This is a genomic window from Streptomyces virginiae, from assembly GCF_000720455.1.
In the GTDB taxonomy this organism is placed as follows: Bacteria; Actinomycetota; Actinomycetes; order Streptomycetales; family Streptomycetaceae; genus Streptomyces; species Streptomyces virginiae.
On sequence record NZ_JOAK01000013.1, the window covers coordinates 89794 to 103724 of the forward strand.

Below are 13931 nucleotides of genomic sequence, written 5' to 3' on the forward strand. Positions count from 1 at the left end.
TCGCGTGCGCGGGCCGTTGCGGCAGGCTCGGCGAACGGGGTGAGCCAACCCTCGCTACGATGGGTTATCCGGACCGGACTCGGGCACCGGATCCACCCCCGGACGAAGCCCGGGGGGACCCCCGTGAGGAGCGCTCTTGCCAGACGAGGTCCAGCCAATCTCCGCCGCGCAGCCCGACCCGCAGGCCGAGCAGGCCACGGCGGCCGCCGCCACGCCCCCGCCGGCCCCGCCGGTCAAGCCCGCCCCCAAGCCGGCGCCGGTCAAGCCCGCGCCCGCGAAGTCGGCCGCGTCCTCCAACCGGGTGCGCGCCCGCCTGGCCCGCCTCGGCGTGCAGCGCTCGAACCCGTACAACCCGGTACTGGAGCCCCTGCTCCGCATAGTCCGCAGCAACGACCCGAAGATCGAGACGTCGACGCTGCGCCAGCTGGAACAGGCCTACCAGGTGGCCGAGCGCTGGCACCGCGGCCAGAAGCGCAAGAGCGGCGACCCGTACATCACCCACCCGCTCGCCGTCACCACCATCCTCGCCGAGCTCGGCATGGACCCGGCCACCCTCATGGCCGGCCTGCTGCACGACACCGTCGAGGACACCGAGTACGGCCTGGAGGACCTGCGCCGCGACTTCGGCGACGCCGTGGCCCTGCTCGTCGACGGCGTCACCAAGCTCGACCGGGTGAAGTTCGGCGAGGCGGCCCAGGCGGAGACCGTCCGCAAGATGGTCGTGGCCATGGCCAAGGACCCGCGCGTCCTGGTGATCAAGCTCGCCGACCGGCTGCACAACATGCGCACGATGCGCTACCTCAAGCGGGAGAAGCAGGAGAAGAAGGCCCGCGAGACCCTCGAGATCTACGCCCCGCTGGCGCACCGGCTGGGCATGAACACGATCAAGTGGGAGCTGGAGGACCTCTCCTTCGCGATCCTCTACCCCAAGATGTACGACGAGATCGTGCGCCTGGTCGCCGAGCGCGCGCCCAAGCGCGACGAGTACCTCGCCGTCGTCACGGACGAGGTCCAGGTGGACCTCAGAGCCGCCCGGATCAAGGCCACCGTGACGGGCCGCCCCAAGCACTACTACAGCGTCTACCAGAAGATGATCGTCCGCGGCCGTGACTTCGCGGAGATCTACGACCTGGTGGGCATCCGCGTCCTCGTCGACACCGTCCGCGACTGCTACGCGGCCCTCGGCACGGTGCACGCGCGGTGGAACCCGGTCCCGGGCCGGTTCAAGGACTACATCGCGATGCCCAAGTTCAACATGTACCAGTCGCTCCACACGACGGTCATCGGGCCCAGCGGCAAGCCCGTCGAACTGCAGATCCGCACCTTCGACATGCACCGCCGCGCCGAGTACGGCATCGCCGCGCACTGGAAGTACAAGCAGCAGACCGTCGCGGGCACCTCCAAGGTCCGCACCGACGTCCCGCAGGCCGCCAAGGGCAGCGCCGGCCAGGACACCGTCAACGACATGGCGTGGCTGCGCCAGCTGCTGGACTGGCAGAAGGAGACCGAGGACCCGGGCGAGTTCCTCGACTCGCTGCGCTTCGACCTCTCGCGCAACGAGGTCTTCGTCTTCACCCCCAAGGGCGACGTCATCGCGCTGCCCGCCGGCGCCACCCCGGTGGACTTCGCGTACGCCGTCCACACCGAGGTCGGCCACCGGACGATAGGGGCCCGCGTCAACGGCCGCCTGGTCCCGCTGGAGTCGACGCTCGACAACGGCGACCTGGTCGAGGTCTTCACCTCGAAGGCCGAGGGAGCCGGACCGTCCCGCGACTGGCTGGGCTTCGTCAAGTCCCCGCGGGCCCGGAACAAGATCCGCGCCTGGTTCTCCAAGGAGCGCCGCGACGAGGCCATCGAGCACGGCAAGGACGCCATCGCGCGGGCCATGCGCAAGCAGAACCTGCCGATCCAGCGGATCCTGACCGGCGACTCGCTCGTGACCCTCGCGCACGAGATGCGCTACCCGGACATCTCCTCCCTGTACGCGGCGATCGGCGAGGGCCACGTGGCCGCGCAGGGCGTCGTGCAGAAGCTGGTGGCGGCCCTCGGCGGCGAGGAGGCCGCCAACGAGGACATCGAGGAATCGATCCCGCCGGCGCGGGCCCGCGGCAAGCGGCGCAGCAACGCCGACCCGGGCGTCGTCGTCAAGGGCGTCGACGACGTGTGGGTCAAGCTGGCCCGCTGCTGCACCCCGGTGCCGGGCGACCCGATCATCGGGTTCGTCACGCGCGGCAGTGGCGTATCGGTTCACCGAGCGGACTGCGTCAACGTCGACTCCCTCTCCCAGCAGCCCGAAAGGATGCTGGAGGTCGAGTGGGCGCCCACCCAGTCCTCGGTCTTCCTGGTCGCCATCCAGGTCGAGGCGCTGGACCGGTCCCGGCTGCTGTCGGACGTCACCCGGGTCCTGTCCGACCAGCACGTCAACATCCTGTCGGCGGCCGTGCAGACCTCCCGCGACCGGGTGGCCACCTCGCGGTTCACCTTCGAGATGGGCGACCCCAAGCACCTGGGGCACGTCCTGAAGGCCGTCCGGGGCGTGGAGGGCGTCTACGACGTCTACCGCGTGACCTCGGCCCGCCGGCCGTAGGGGACACCCCCGGGCCGCGGCCCGCACGACGGAGGGCCCCGGTACGCGCGGCGCGTACCGGGGCCCTCCGTCAGTGGCAGGGTCAGCCGCCGAACTCCTCCAGGCCCTTCAGCGCCTGGTCCAGCAGGGCCTGGCGGCCCTCCAGCTCACGCGAGAGCTTGTCGGCCTTCGCGTTGTTGCCCGCCGCGCGCGCCGCGTCGATCTGCTCGCGCAGCTTGTCGACCGCCGCCTGGAGCTGACCGGTCAGACCGGCCGCACGGGCCCGCGCCTCCGGGTTCGTACGGCGCCACTCGCCCTCCTCGGCCTCCTGGATGGCGCGCTCCACCGCGTGCATCCGGCCCTCGACCTTCGGCCGGGCGTCGCGCGGCACGTGGCCGATGCCCTCCCAGCGCTCGTTGAGGGAGCGGAACGCGGCACGGGCCGCCTTCAGGTCCGTGATCGGAACGAGCTTCTCGGCCTCGTCGGCCAGCTCCTCCTTGAGCTTCAGGTTCTCGGTCTGCTCGGCGTCACGCTCCGCGAACACCTCGCTGCGGGCCGCGAAGAACACGTCCTGCGCACCGCGGAAACGGTTCCACAGGTCGTCCTCGGCCTCGCGCTGAGCCCGGCCCGCCGCCTTCCAGTCCGCCATCAGCTCGCGGTAGCGGGCGGCCGTCGGACCCCAGTCGGTCGACTTCGACAGCGACTCGGCCTCCGAGACCAGCTTCTCCTTGACCTTGCGGGCGTCCTCGCGCTGCGCGTCCAGCGAGGCGAAGTGCGCCTTGCGGCGCTTGGAGAAGGCGGAACGGGCGTGCGAGAACCGGTGCCACAGCTCGTCGTCCGACTTGCGGTCCAGGCGCGGCAGGCCCTTCCAGATGTCCACCAGGGCGCGCAGGCGCTCGCCGGCGCTGCGCCACTGGTCGCTCTGCGCCAGCTGCTCGGCCTCGGCGACCAGCGCGTCCTTGGCCGCCCGGGCCTCGTCCGCCTGCTTGGCCTTGGCGACCTTGCGCTCCTCGCGCCGGGACTCCACGGTCTCGACCAGCTTGTCCAGCCGCACGCGCAGGGCGTCCAGGTCGCCCACGGCGTGGTGCTCGTCGACCTGCGTACGCAGGTGGTCGATCGCCGTCTGGGCGTCCTTGGCGGACAGATCAGTGGTCCGCACCCGCTTTTCGAGGAGGCCGATCTCGACCACCAGGCCCTCGTACTTGCGCTCGAAGTAGGCCAGGGCCTCCTCAGGGGTGCCCGCCTGCCACGAACCGACGACCTGCTCGCCATCGGAAGTACGCACGTACACGGTGCCCGTCTCGTCGACTCGGCCCCACGGGTCGCTGCTCACAGCGCCTCCTCCACCTGATGCCTGCGAGGGGTTCACCCCCTGGGCATCGTCCACAGTTTCCTGGGGCGGGCAGCGCCCGCCCTGCACAACGCCAACATAGGCGACCGCCGGGCCGGCTGTCCGCATCCCGCACGACGGAATATCGGCGCAGGGGGCGGGCCGGCCGGCCCGTGGGTCGCGTCACCCCGTCAGTTCTGGGTGACCGTGCCCTTCTCGATCTTGACATCGTTCTTCGGCGCACCGTCCTGGCCGCCGTCGACCGTGCCGGCCTTGGCGATCTCCTCCAGGACCTTCAGGCCCGCCGCGTCGATCTTGCCGAACGGCGTGTACGTCGGCGTCAGCGGGCTGTCCTTGTAGACCAGGAAGAACTGGCTGCCGCCCGAGCCGGGCTGGCCGGTGTTGGCCATCGCCACGGTGCCGGCCGGGTAGACGACCTGGCCCTGCTCGTTGGCCTTGCCCAGCGAGTCCAGGTTCTCGTCCGGGATGTTGTAGCCCGGGCCGCCGCGGCCGGTGCCCTCGGGGTCGCCGCACTGGAGCACGAAGATCCCCCCGGCCGTCAGCCGGTGGCACTTGGTGTTGTCGAAGTATCCCTTGTCGGCGAGCGCCTTGAAGGAGTTCACGGTCTGCGGGGTCTTCGCCGCGTCCATCGCGAAGTTGATGTCTCCCGCGCTGGTCTTCAGCGCGAAGGTGTACTTCCCCTTCTGGTCGATCGCCATCTCCGGCGAAGGGGACTGCTTCGGCTCGGGCGCGGTCGACGCCGACGGGTTCGCCGACGGGTCCGCGGCCTGGTCCTTCTTGTCCTTGTCGAAGACACCGCCCACGATCAGGCCCACCAGCGTCGCGATCACCACGGCGACCACCGCGCCGATCACCGCCGCCCGCTGGCGCGTCTTCTTCCGGGCCTCGGCGCGGCGCTTCTGCTGGCGCTCGTACTTCTCCCTGGCGAGCTGTCGCCGCCGCTGATCGCTCGTGACCACCGGGTCGTCTCCTTGTACGTGTCTGATACTGCTGTCCGGGCTGGGATAGGCCGTACCGTATATGGGTTCGCTGTGTAATGAGCGGCGCCGGTAGGCTCTGAGCAGCAGGATTGCCGACCTGCACCTCCCGCCGACGACGATTGAGGACGAACGTGCTGATTGCCGGGTTCCCCGCAGGCGCCTGGGGCACCAACTGCTACGTGGTCGCCCCCGCCGCCGGCGAGGAGTGCGTCATCATCGACCCGGGCCACCAGGCCGCCCAGGGTGTCGAGGAGACGCTGAAGAAGCATCGGCTCAAGCCCGTCGCGGTCGTCCTGACCCACGGCCACATCGATCATGTGGCCTCGGTGGTCCCGGTGTGCGGAGCACACGACGTACCGGCCTGGATCCACCCCGAGGACCGCTACATGATGAGCGACCCGGAGAAGGCCCTCGGCCGCTCCATCGGGATGCCGCTCATGGGCGAGCTGACCGTGGGGGAGCCCGACGACGTCCGCGAACTGGCCGACGGCGCCGCCCTGAAATTGGCCGGAATGGACTTCTCCGTGGCGCACGCGCCGGGCCATACCAAGGGGTCGGTGACCTTCCGGATGCCCGAGCTGGCCGACGTCCCGCCGGTCTTCTTCTCGGGCGACCTGCTCTTCGCCGGCTCCATCGGACGAACCGACCTGCCGGGCGGCTCCCACGCCGAGATGCTCGAATCGCTGGCCCGCGTGTGCCTGCCGCTCGACGACTCGACCGTGGTGCTGTCCGGCCACGGTCCCCAGACCACCATCGGCCGCGAGCGCGTGACCAACCCGTACCTGCGGGAGGTCGCCGCCGGCCTGGCAGCGGACCCGACGGCCGCTCCACGACGAGGAATGTGACGAGAGCTTCGTGGCTACTTTTCAGGCCCCCAAGGGCACGTACGACCTGATCCCGCCGGTCTCCGTGAAGTACCTGGCGGTACGCGAGGCCATCGCGGCCCCGCTGCGCAACTCCGGCTACGGCTACATCGAGACCCCCGGCTTCGAGGACGTGGGCCTCTTCGCCCGCGGCGTCGGCGAGTCCACCGACATCGTCTCCAAAGAGATGTACGCCTTCGAGACCAAGGGCGGCGACCAGCTCGCCCTGCGCCCCGAGGGCACGGCCTCGGTGCTGCGCGCGGCGCTGGAGGCGAGCCTGCACAAGAAGGGCAACCTGCCGGTCAAGCTCTGGTACTCGGGCTCCTACTACCGCTACGAGAAGCCGCAGGCGGGCCGCTACCGCCACTTCTCGCAGGTCGGCGCCGAGGCGATCGGCGCCGAGGACCCCGCGCTGGACGCCGAGCTGATCATCCTGGCCGACCAGGCGTACCGCTCGCTCGGCCTGAGCGACTTCCGGATCCTGCTGAACTCGCTGGGCGACAAGGAGTGCCGCCCGGTGTACCGGGAGGCCCTGCAGTCCTTCCTGCGGGGCCTCGACCTCGACGCGGAGACCATGCGCCGCGCCGAGATCAACCCGCTGCGCGTCCTCGACGACAAGCGGGCCGACGTACAGAAGCAGCTCGTCGGCGCCCCGGTGCTGCGCGACTACCTGTGCGACGCGTGCAAGGCGTACCACGAGCAGGTCCGGGTCCTGGTGACCGCGGCCGGCGTCGCCTTCGAGGACGACGACAAGCTGGTGCGCGGCCTGGACTACTACACCCGCACCACCTTCGAGTTCGTCCACGAGGGCCTGGGCATCGCGGTCGGCGGCGGCGGCCGCTACGACGGCCTGTCCGAGATGATCGGCGGACCGGCGCTGCCGTCGGTGGGCTGGGCGCTCGGCGTGGACCGCACGGTCCTCGCGCTGGAGAAGGAGGGCGTCGAGCTCGACATCCCCGCGTCGACCTCGGTGTTCGCCGTGGCGCTGGGCGAGGCCAAGGCGACCGTGTTCGGCCTCGTGACGCAGCTGCGCAAGGCGGGCGTCGCGGCGGACATGTCGTACGGCGGCAAGGGCCTCAAGGGCGCCATGAAGGACGCGAACCGCAGCGGTGCCCGCTTCGCGATCGTCGCGGGCGACCGCGACCTCGCCGAGGGCGTCGTCCAGCTCAAGGACATGGAGTCCGGGGAGCAGACGGCCGTGCCCGTCGGCGAGCTGACCGACACGGTCAAGGCCCGCCTCGCCTGACGGCGACGGCGGCGAACGCCCGATGACGGGGCCGGGGATCTTTCCCCGGCCCCGTCCGTTCACAGGCTCGTACGGCACAATGGCCCGTGCTTGATCACCTGGCAGATGTGGAGCGGGCGGTATGACGACACGGGACACGGACACGGAGACCGCCCGGGGGACGACCTTCGGGGCGAGCCGGGCACTGGCCCTGCTGCTGGTGATCACGGGGGCCGCGGGCCTGCTCGCCGCCTGGGTGATCACGATCGACAAGTTCAAGCTGCTGGAGGACCCGAACTTCACACCGGGCTGCAGCCTCAACCCGGTCGTCTCCTGCGGCAACATCATGAAGAGCGACCAGGCGGCCGTCTTCGGCTTCCCGAACCCCATGCTCGGCCTGGTCGCCTACGGCATCGTGATCTGCGTCGGCATGAGCATCCTGGCCGGCGCCCGCTTCCGCGCCTGGTACTGGCTCACCTTCAACGCCGGCACGCTCTTCGGCGTCGTCTTCTGCGCCTGGCTCACCTACCAGTCGCTCTACAACATCAACGCGCTGTGCCTGTGGTGCTCCCTGGCCTGGGTCGCCACGATCCTGATGTTCTGGTACGTCACCTCCCACAACGTCCGCGCCGGGCTGCTGCCGGCCCCGGGCTGGCTCAAGAGCTTCTTCGAGGAGTTCACCTGGGTGCTGCCGGTGCTGCACATCGGGATCATCGGCATGCTGATCCTGACCCGCTGGTGGGACTTCTGGACCTCCTGACGGCGGGCGGCCCTGTCGGTGGACTCGCTTAGGCTTCCCATGTGGAACCAGACCTGTTCACCGCCGCCGCCGAAGAGCGCCAGGAGAAGGACCCCGCGAGCTCGCCGCTCGCCGTCCGGATGCGCCCGCGCACCCTGGACGAGGTCGTGGGCCAGCAGCACCTGCTGAAGCCCGGATCACCGCTGCGGCGGCTGGTCGGGGAAGGGGCCGGAGGCCCGGCCGGTGCCTCCTCGGTGATCCTCTGGGGCCCGCCCGGCATCGGGAAGACGACCCTCGCCTACGTGGTCAGCCAGGCCACGCAGAAGCGCTTCGTGGAGCTCTCCGCCATCACGGCGGGCGTCAAAGAGGTACGGGCCGTCATCGAGGGCGCGCGCCGTGCGGCCGGTGGGTACGGCAAGGAGACCGTCCTCTTCCTCGACGAGATCCACCGCTTCAGCAAGGCCCAGCAGGACTCCCTGCTGCCGGCCGTCGAGAACCGCTGGGTGACGCTGATCGCGGCCACCACGGAGAACCCGTACTTCTCGATCATCTCCCCGCTGCTGTCGCGATCGCTGCTGCTGACGCTGGAACCGCTGACCGACGACGACCTGAGCGGGCTGATGCGGCGCGCGCTCACGGAGGAGCGGGGCCTGGCCGGGGCGGTGACCCTGCCGCAGGACGCGGAGGCGCACCTGCTGCGGATCGCCGGCGGAGACGCCAGGCGCGCGCTGACCGCGCTGGAGGCGGGAGCCGGCTCGGCCATCGCCAAGGGCGAGGACGAGATCACCCTCCAGACGCTGGAGGAGGCGGTCGACCGGGCGGCGGTCCGCTACGACAAGGACGGCGACCAGCACTACGACGTGGCGAGCGCGCTGATCAAGTCGATCCGCGGCTCCGACGTGGACGCCGCGCTGCACTACCTGGCGCGGATGATCGAGGCCGGGGAGGACCCCCGGTTCATCGCGCGCCGCCTGATGATCTCCGCGAGCGAGGACATCGGCCTCGCGGACCCGACGGCGCTGCCGATCGCGGTGGCCGCGGCCCAGGCCGTGGCGATGATCGGCTTCCCGGAGGCCGCGCTGACCCTCTCGCACGCCACGATCGCCCTGGCCCTGGCCCCCAAGTCGAACACCGCGACGACCGCGATCGGCGCGGCGCTGGCCGACGTACGGGCGGGCCTCGCCGGATCCGTCCCGACGCACCTGCGCGACGGGCACTACAAGGGCGCGGCCAAGCTCGGGCACGCCGTCGGGTACGTGTACCCGCACGACGTGCCGGGGGCCATCGCCAGCCAGCAGTACGCCCCGGACGAGATCCACGGCAAGCGGTACTACGAACCGACCCGCTACGGCGCCGAGGCCCGCTACGCGGACGTGGTGGAAAAGGTCCGCGAACGCCTCCGCGGCACAGACCGCCCCTAGGGGGTGTCCGCACAGTAGCGTCGGCCGCCCGCCGCGCAGGCGGGACTTTGCGGACACGACCCAGGGCGTGAACACGCGCCGGCCTCGGCGTGGCCCCGGCGGGGCGGTGGTGGCGGAGCCTAGGCTCCCCGCATGGGTCCGTCCCGGCCGTTCGCCCTCGCCGTCGTCGCCCTCTCCCTCGCCGGGCCCGCCGCGGCCGGATGCCATCACGACGACACCGCCACGGCCAGGGCCAGCGCCGCCGCGCTGGTGGCGCAGGTGCCGCTCAACGGGCCCGGATTCCCGCCGGACGCCGCCACGGCGAAGACCCGGCTGGCCGGCCTGAAGGTCGAGCGGGGCAGGAACTGGCAGACGTACCGGCGGGAGGAGTTCGGCAGGTACTGGTCCGACGAGACCGATGCCGTCGGCGGGCGCAACGGCTGCGACACCCGGGACGACGTCCTGCGCCGGGACCTGACGGAGCTGCGCGAGGGGGACCGCAACCAGTGCGTGGTGCTGTCCGGGGTGCTGCTCGACCCGTACACCGGCGAGCGGCTCCCGTACACCTACCGGCGCGCCTCGCAGATCCAGACCGACCACGTCGTGGCCCTCGGCGCCGCCTGGCGGGCCGGCGCGTACGCCTGGACCCCGCAGCGCAGGCTGGAGTACGCCAACGACCTGGACGTGCTGCTCGCGGTGGACAAGCAGACCAACCAGGACAAGGGGAGCAGGACCGCCGACAAGTGGCGGCCGCCGCGGCGTGGGTTCTGGTGCGAGTACGCCCGCCGCTACACCGGCGTCAAGGCGAAGTACGGGCTGTCCGTGACCGCGCCGGAGAAGCGGGCGCTCCAGGACATGCTCGCCGCCTGCCCTCAGTGAGAGGCGGCCGAGAAGAGGGTGCGCATCGCCCGGCGCAGGCCGCAGATGTCCGCCACCGGCTCCGGGAAGTCGAAGCGGGCGTCGAAGGAGCCTCCGCAGGCGCCGCCGGTGAAGCGGACGCGCAGGCCGGCGCGGTCGAGGGCGAGCGGGACGGCGGTCATGCCCCGCGCCCCGCGGTCGCCGAGCAGCCCGCACAGCTCGCCGATCCGGTCGCCGTGGGCGGAGTGCAGGTGCTGGAGGAGTTCCGCCTCGTGCGGGGACACCGGGTCGGGCTCCGCCGCGGCCAGATCGTCGGGGTCCACGTGCTCGGCGCCCCACAGGTCGTCCACCGTGATCTCGCCGACCTCCAGGCGCAGCATCATCCAGGCCGGCCGCCCGGTGTGCGGCGCGTCGAGGGACTCGCCCAGGCCCAGCAGCTCGCCCACCGGATGCCGCTCCGCGAGCAGCGCGGCGCAGGTCCCGCGGTCGTCCCCGCGCACCGGCGTCAGCCACCCGGCCAGCCACGCACGGCCTCGGATACGATGTGGAACGGACACCGGCGCCACATCCGTGATCTCGATCACGGCGGTGAGGTCGTCGTCCTGGGCGTGAGCGGCTGCCCTGGCAGCCGTGGATTCCCCTGAAACAAGGAGAATCACGTCCCCGTCCGGGGTGACGGTCCGCGCGACCGGCATTCCCGTCCCGAACTCCTCGGGCCCGTGACTGTCACGAGCACCGATCAGGGTGAGGGATACTGAGGCGTTGGACTCTACGAGGGTTCGTACGCGTTCGGCTCCGGTGAGCTGCCGAACGCCTTCCCTGGGACGCGGCTGACCTTGCTTATCGTCGGCGCAAGCGGATTCTGTTTCGTCTGAATCCGAACTGCGTTGCGCACTGGGCAGGGGGATCCCATGTGGTCGAGACATTACGTCCTCCTCGCTAAGGTAAGCCTCACCTAACTTACATGGAGGTAGGTTCCCCGTGAACCAGAAGCGACCCAAGGTCAAGAAGTCTCGCGCCCTCGGCATCGCCCTGACGCCGAAGGCCGTCAAGTACTTCGAGGCCCGCCCCTACCCGCCGGGCGAGCACGGCCGTGGCCGCAAGCAGAACTCGGACTACAAGGTCCGTCTGCTGGAGAAGCAGCGTCTGCGCGCTCAGTACGACATCTCCGAGCGCCAGATGGCCCGCGCGTACGACCGCGCCAAGAAGGCCGAGGGCAAGACGGGCGAGGCGCTGGTCGTCGAGCTCGAGCGTCGTCTCGACGCCCTGGTCCTGCGTTCGGGCATCGCCCGCACGATCTACCAGGCCCGCCAGATGGTCGTTCACGGCCACATCGAGGTCAACGGCGCCAAGGTCGACAAGCCGTCGTTCCGTGTCCGCCCGGACGACGTCATCACCGTGCGCGAGCGCAGCCGCGAGAAGGTTCCGTTCCAGGTCGCCCGTGAGGGTGGCTACGCAGGCGAGGGCGAGACCCCGCGCTACCTGCAGGTCAACCTGAAGGCCCTGGCCTTCCGCCTGGACCGTGACCCGAACCGCAAGGAAATCCCGGTCATCTGCGACGAGCAGCTCGTCGTCGAGTACTACGCCCGCTGATCTTCCGGCAGGCGTAGCCCTCACAGGCTGGTGGAAACCCGCCGCTCCCTCCATGGGGCGGCGGGTTTTCCGCATTCCGGACGGTCTTCCGCATCCCGGATTCCGGGCGCAGGACCTACGGCTGATCCGCCGGCGCCGTGCTGCGCGCGACCCGCGGACCGGGCACCCCGCCCCGCTCGGCGGCCGGCCGCGGCACCCGCGCCGCCCCCCGCAGCGCCCGCACCACCAGTGCCTCCCGGCCCAGCTCCCGGCCCTCGGCCGCGTACGCCGCGTACCGCTCGGCGCCCAGCAGCTCGCCCGCCCGCTCCCGGCACATCAGCCGCGGGGCGTTGAAGTACCCCGAGCCGAACAGCTGCAGCCCCACCCCGCCCCACATCGGCTCCGCCGCGCCCTGCAGCACCGCTGCCTCGGCCGGATCCCCCTCCGCGACCGTGACCAGCGCGAGCAGCTCCAGCGCCAGCACCAGCCCGACCAGGTCGTGGAACGCGTGATTGATCTCCACGCACTCGCTCAGCAGCCGCCGGGCCTCCTGCGTGCCGCCCCCCTCCAGGGCCGCGTACGCCAGCACGTAGAGCGCGTAGGCCCTCGTCCAGCGCTCCCCGCGCTCCTCGCAGATCTCGCGGACCTCCCCGCACAGCGCGAGCGCGCCCGGCAGGTCCCCGAGGAAGGCCAGCGCCATCCCCAGCTCCACCTGGCACATCAGCACGTTGCTGTTCAGCTCCCCGGCCGCCCGGTACTGCTCCAGCGCCTCGCCGAGCAGCTCCCGGGCCCGGGCCATGTCGTCCGAGACCAGGGCCAGGCAGCCCAGCCGGTGCACCGCGTACGCCGCCGCCACCCGGTTCCCGCTGCGCGCCGCCCCGTCCCGGCACTCGTACAGCGCGCACATCGAGGCCGTCGCGTCGCCCTGCAGGGCCGCGACGTAACCCAGCACCCACAGGGCCTTCAGCCGCGAGCTCTCGTACTCCGTCACCGCCCCGCCCGGCGGATCCAGCGTCCGGTCCAGCCAGTGCCGGCCCTCGGTCAGACGCCCGCAGCCCGCCCAGTAGAACCACAGGGTGCCCGCCAGGTACTGGCCCAGGTGCAGCTCGTCCGGCTCGTCCAGGCAGCACTCCAGGGCGAGCCGGAGGTTCGGCAGCTCCGCCTCCACCAGCGCTGCCACCTCGTGCTGGCGCGGGCTGAACCAGTCCAGCTCGCACCAGGTCGCCAGCCCCATGTACCAGTCCCGGTGCCGCCGCCGCAGCCGCGCCGCGTCACCCAGCGACTCCAGCCAGCCCGCCCCGTACAGCCGTACGGTCTCCAGCATCCGGAAGCGCACCCCCGCGGCCGTCTCCTCCCGGACCAGCAGCGACTGGGCGAGGAGCTCACCCACCAGGTCGAGCACGCCCTCCACCGGCATGTCGGGACCGGCGCACACGTATTCGGCGGCGTCGAGGTCGAACTGCCCCGCGAACACCGACAGCCGCGCCCACAGCAGCCGCTCCGCCGGAGTGCACAGCTCATGGCTCCAGCCGATGGCCGTCCGCAGCGCCCGGTGCCTCGGCAGGCCCCCGCGCGCACCGCCCGTCAGCAGTCCGAAGCGGTCCTCCAGCCGGGCGAGCACCTGGGCCGGGGACAGCGTCCGCAGCCGGCCCGCCGCCAGTTCCAGGGCGAGCGGGATCCCGTCGAGGCGCGCGCACACCTCCACGAGCTCGGCCCGGTTCGCCCCGGTCACCGCGAAGTCCGGGTCGGCGGCGGACGCCCGCGCCGCCAGCAGCGCCAGCGCCTCCTCCGGGACCGGCGGGGCGAGCGGGAAGGTCCGCTCCCCGTCCACCTCCAGCCGGCGCCGGCCCGCCGCGAGCACCCGCAGGCCGGGGGAGTGCAGCAGCAGCTCCCGTACCAGCCCGGCCGTCTCGTCCACCAGGTGCTCGAAGCCGTCCAGGACCAGCAGCAGCCGCTTGCCGGCCAGGTGTTCGGCCAGTACGGTCCGGGGCGGCCGGGTGGTGTGGTCGGTCAGACCGAGTGCCTCGGAGAGGGTCAGCTCCAGCAGCGCCGGATCCCGTACGCAGGCCAGCTCGGCCAGCCAGACGCCGTCGCAGTAGCGTTCCTGCCCCGGCGCATGCGCCTCCTGCGCCCCTTCCGCCTCCTGCGCTCCTCGCTGGTCCGGCGCCTCCCGCGCCCCTCCGGCCGCCGACCGGGCCGCCGCGAGCACCAGCCGGGACTTGCCCACTCCGCCCACGCCGGTCACGGTCACCAGCCGCGAGGTCTCCAGGAGCCGCCCCACCTCGGCGAGTTCGGCACCCCGCCCGATGAACCCGCTCAGCTCCGAGGGAAGATTGCCCCGGGCGGTGTGTCGAAGGGGTCTCTGTCGCATGGGACA

At 71.6% G+C, this 13931-nt stretch carries 11 protein-coding genes; 7 read left to right on the forward strand and 4 right to left on the reverse strand.

Going from position 1 to position 13931, the window contains the following annotated elements:
- Positions 1 to 136 precede the first annotated feature (136 nt).
- Positions 137 to 2587 (forward strand): RelA/SpoT family protein, encoded by a 2451-nt coding sequence (locus tag IG86_RS0120910; RefSeq protein WP_030656175.1) that lies wholly within the window; start codon positions 137 to 139, stop codon positions 2585 to 2587.
- 82 nt (positions 2588 to 2669) lie between these two features.
- Here IG86_RS0120910 and IG86_RS0120915 read toward each other — a convergent pair whose 3' ends face one another.
- Positions 2670 to 3899 (reverse strand): DUF349 domain-containing protein, encoded by a 1230-nt coding sequence (locus IG86_RS0120915; protein ID WP_030830164.1) that lies wholly within the window; start codon positions 3897 to 3899, stop codon positions 2670 to 2672.
- A 188-nt stretch (positions 3900 to 4087) separates the two neighbouring features.
- Positions 4088 to 4876, reverse strand: a complete 789-nt coding sequence (locus tag IG86_RS0120920) for a peptidylprolyl isomerase (protein WP_030830168.1) — start codon at positions 4874 to 4876, stop codon at positions 4088 to 4090.
- 152 nt (positions 4877 to 5028) lie between these two features.
- On the opposite strand from IG86_RS0120920, the gene IG86_RS0120925 reads away from it, so the two are divergent.
- The 5 genes from IG86_RS0120925 (at position 5029) to IG86_RS0120945 (ending at position 10003) form a co-directional block, all read left to right on the forward strand.
- Positions 5029 to 5742 carry an MBL fold metallo-hydrolase gene (locus IG86_RS0120925; RefSeq protein ID WP_030898658.1) on the forward strand — a complete coding sequence of 238 codons (714 nt, stop codon included), beginning with the start codon at positions 5029 to 5031 and terminating at the stop codon, positions 5740 to 5742.
- 10 nt (positions 5743 to 5752) lie between these two features.
- Positions 5753 to 7006, forward strand: a complete 1254-nt coding sequence (gene hisS, locus IG86_RS0120930; RefSeq protein WP_030830174.1) for a histidine--tRNA ligase — start codon at positions 5753 to 5755, stop codon at positions 7004 to 7006.
- A gap of 121 nt (positions 7007 to 7127) precedes the next feature.
- Positions 7128 to 7745 carry a vitamin K epoxide reductase family protein gene (locus IG86_RS0120935; protein WP_030656184.1) on the forward strand — a complete coding sequence of 206 codons (618 nt, stop codon included), beginning with the start codon at positions 7128 to 7130 and terminating at the stop codon, positions 7743 to 7745.
- 41 nt (positions 7746 to 7786) lie between these two features.
- Positions 7787 to 9145 (forward strand): replication-associated recombination protein A, encoded by a 1359-nt coding sequence (locus IG86_RS0120940; RefSeq protein WP_030830177.1) that lies wholly within the window; start codon positions 7787 to 7789, stop codon positions 9143 to 9145.
- 132 nt (positions 9146 to 9277) lie between these two features.
- Positions 9278 to 10003: an HNH endonuclease family protein gene (locus tag IG86_RS0120945; protein WP_030830180.1), complete on the forward strand. Its 726-nt coding sequence runs from the start codon at positions 9278 to 9280 to the stop codon at positions 10001 to 10003.
- Here IG86_RS0120945 and IG86_RS0120950 read toward each other — a convergent pair.
- Positions 9997 to 10908: a DUF2470 domain-containing protein gene (locus IG86_RS0120950; protein ID WP_398261851.1), complete on the reverse strand. Its 912-nt coding sequence runs from the start codon at positions 10906 to 10908 to the stop codon at positions 9997 to 9999. The genes IG86_RS0120945 and IG86_RS0120950 overlap by 7 nt on opposite strands.
- A gap of 55 nt (positions 10909 to 10963) precedes the next feature.
- Here IG86_RS0120950 and rpsD point away from each other — a divergent pair, with 55 nt between their 5' ends.
- Positions 10964 to 11575, forward strand: coding sequence for a 30S ribosomal protein S4 (gene rpsD / locus IG86_RS0120955; protein ID WP_030026606.1), 612 nt, complete (start codon positions 10964 to 10966; stop codon positions 11573 to 11575).
- Between the two features lie 115 nt (positions 11576 to 11690).
- Here rpsD and IG86_RS0120960 read toward each other — a convergent pair whose 3' ends face one another.
- Positions 11691 to 13925 carry an ATP-binding protein gene (locus IG86_RS0120960; RefSeq protein WP_051785305.1) on the reverse strand — a complete coding sequence of 745 codons (2235 nt, stop codon included), beginning with the start codon at positions 13923 to 13925 and terminating at the stop codon, positions 11691 to 11693.
- Positions 13926 to 13931: the final 6 nt, after the last annotated feature.

Coding starts and splice junctions, on each gene's coding strand:
- IG86_RS0120945 (WP_030830180.1), top strand. CDS start 9,278: ATGGGTCCGTCCCGGCCGTTCGCCCTCGCCGTCGTCGCCCTCTCCCTC.
- IG86_RS0120935 (WP_030656184.1), top strand. CDS start 7,128: ATGACGACACGGGACACGGACACGGAGACCGCCCGGGGGACGACCTTC.
- IG86_RS0120960 (WP_051785305.1), bottom strand. CDS start 13,925: ATGCGACAGAGACCCCTTCGACACACCGCCCGGGGCAATCTTCCCTCG.
- IG86_RS0120950 (WP_398261851.1), bottom strand. CDS start 10,908: ATGTCTCGACCACATGGGATCCCCCTGCCCAGTGCGCAACGCAGTTCG.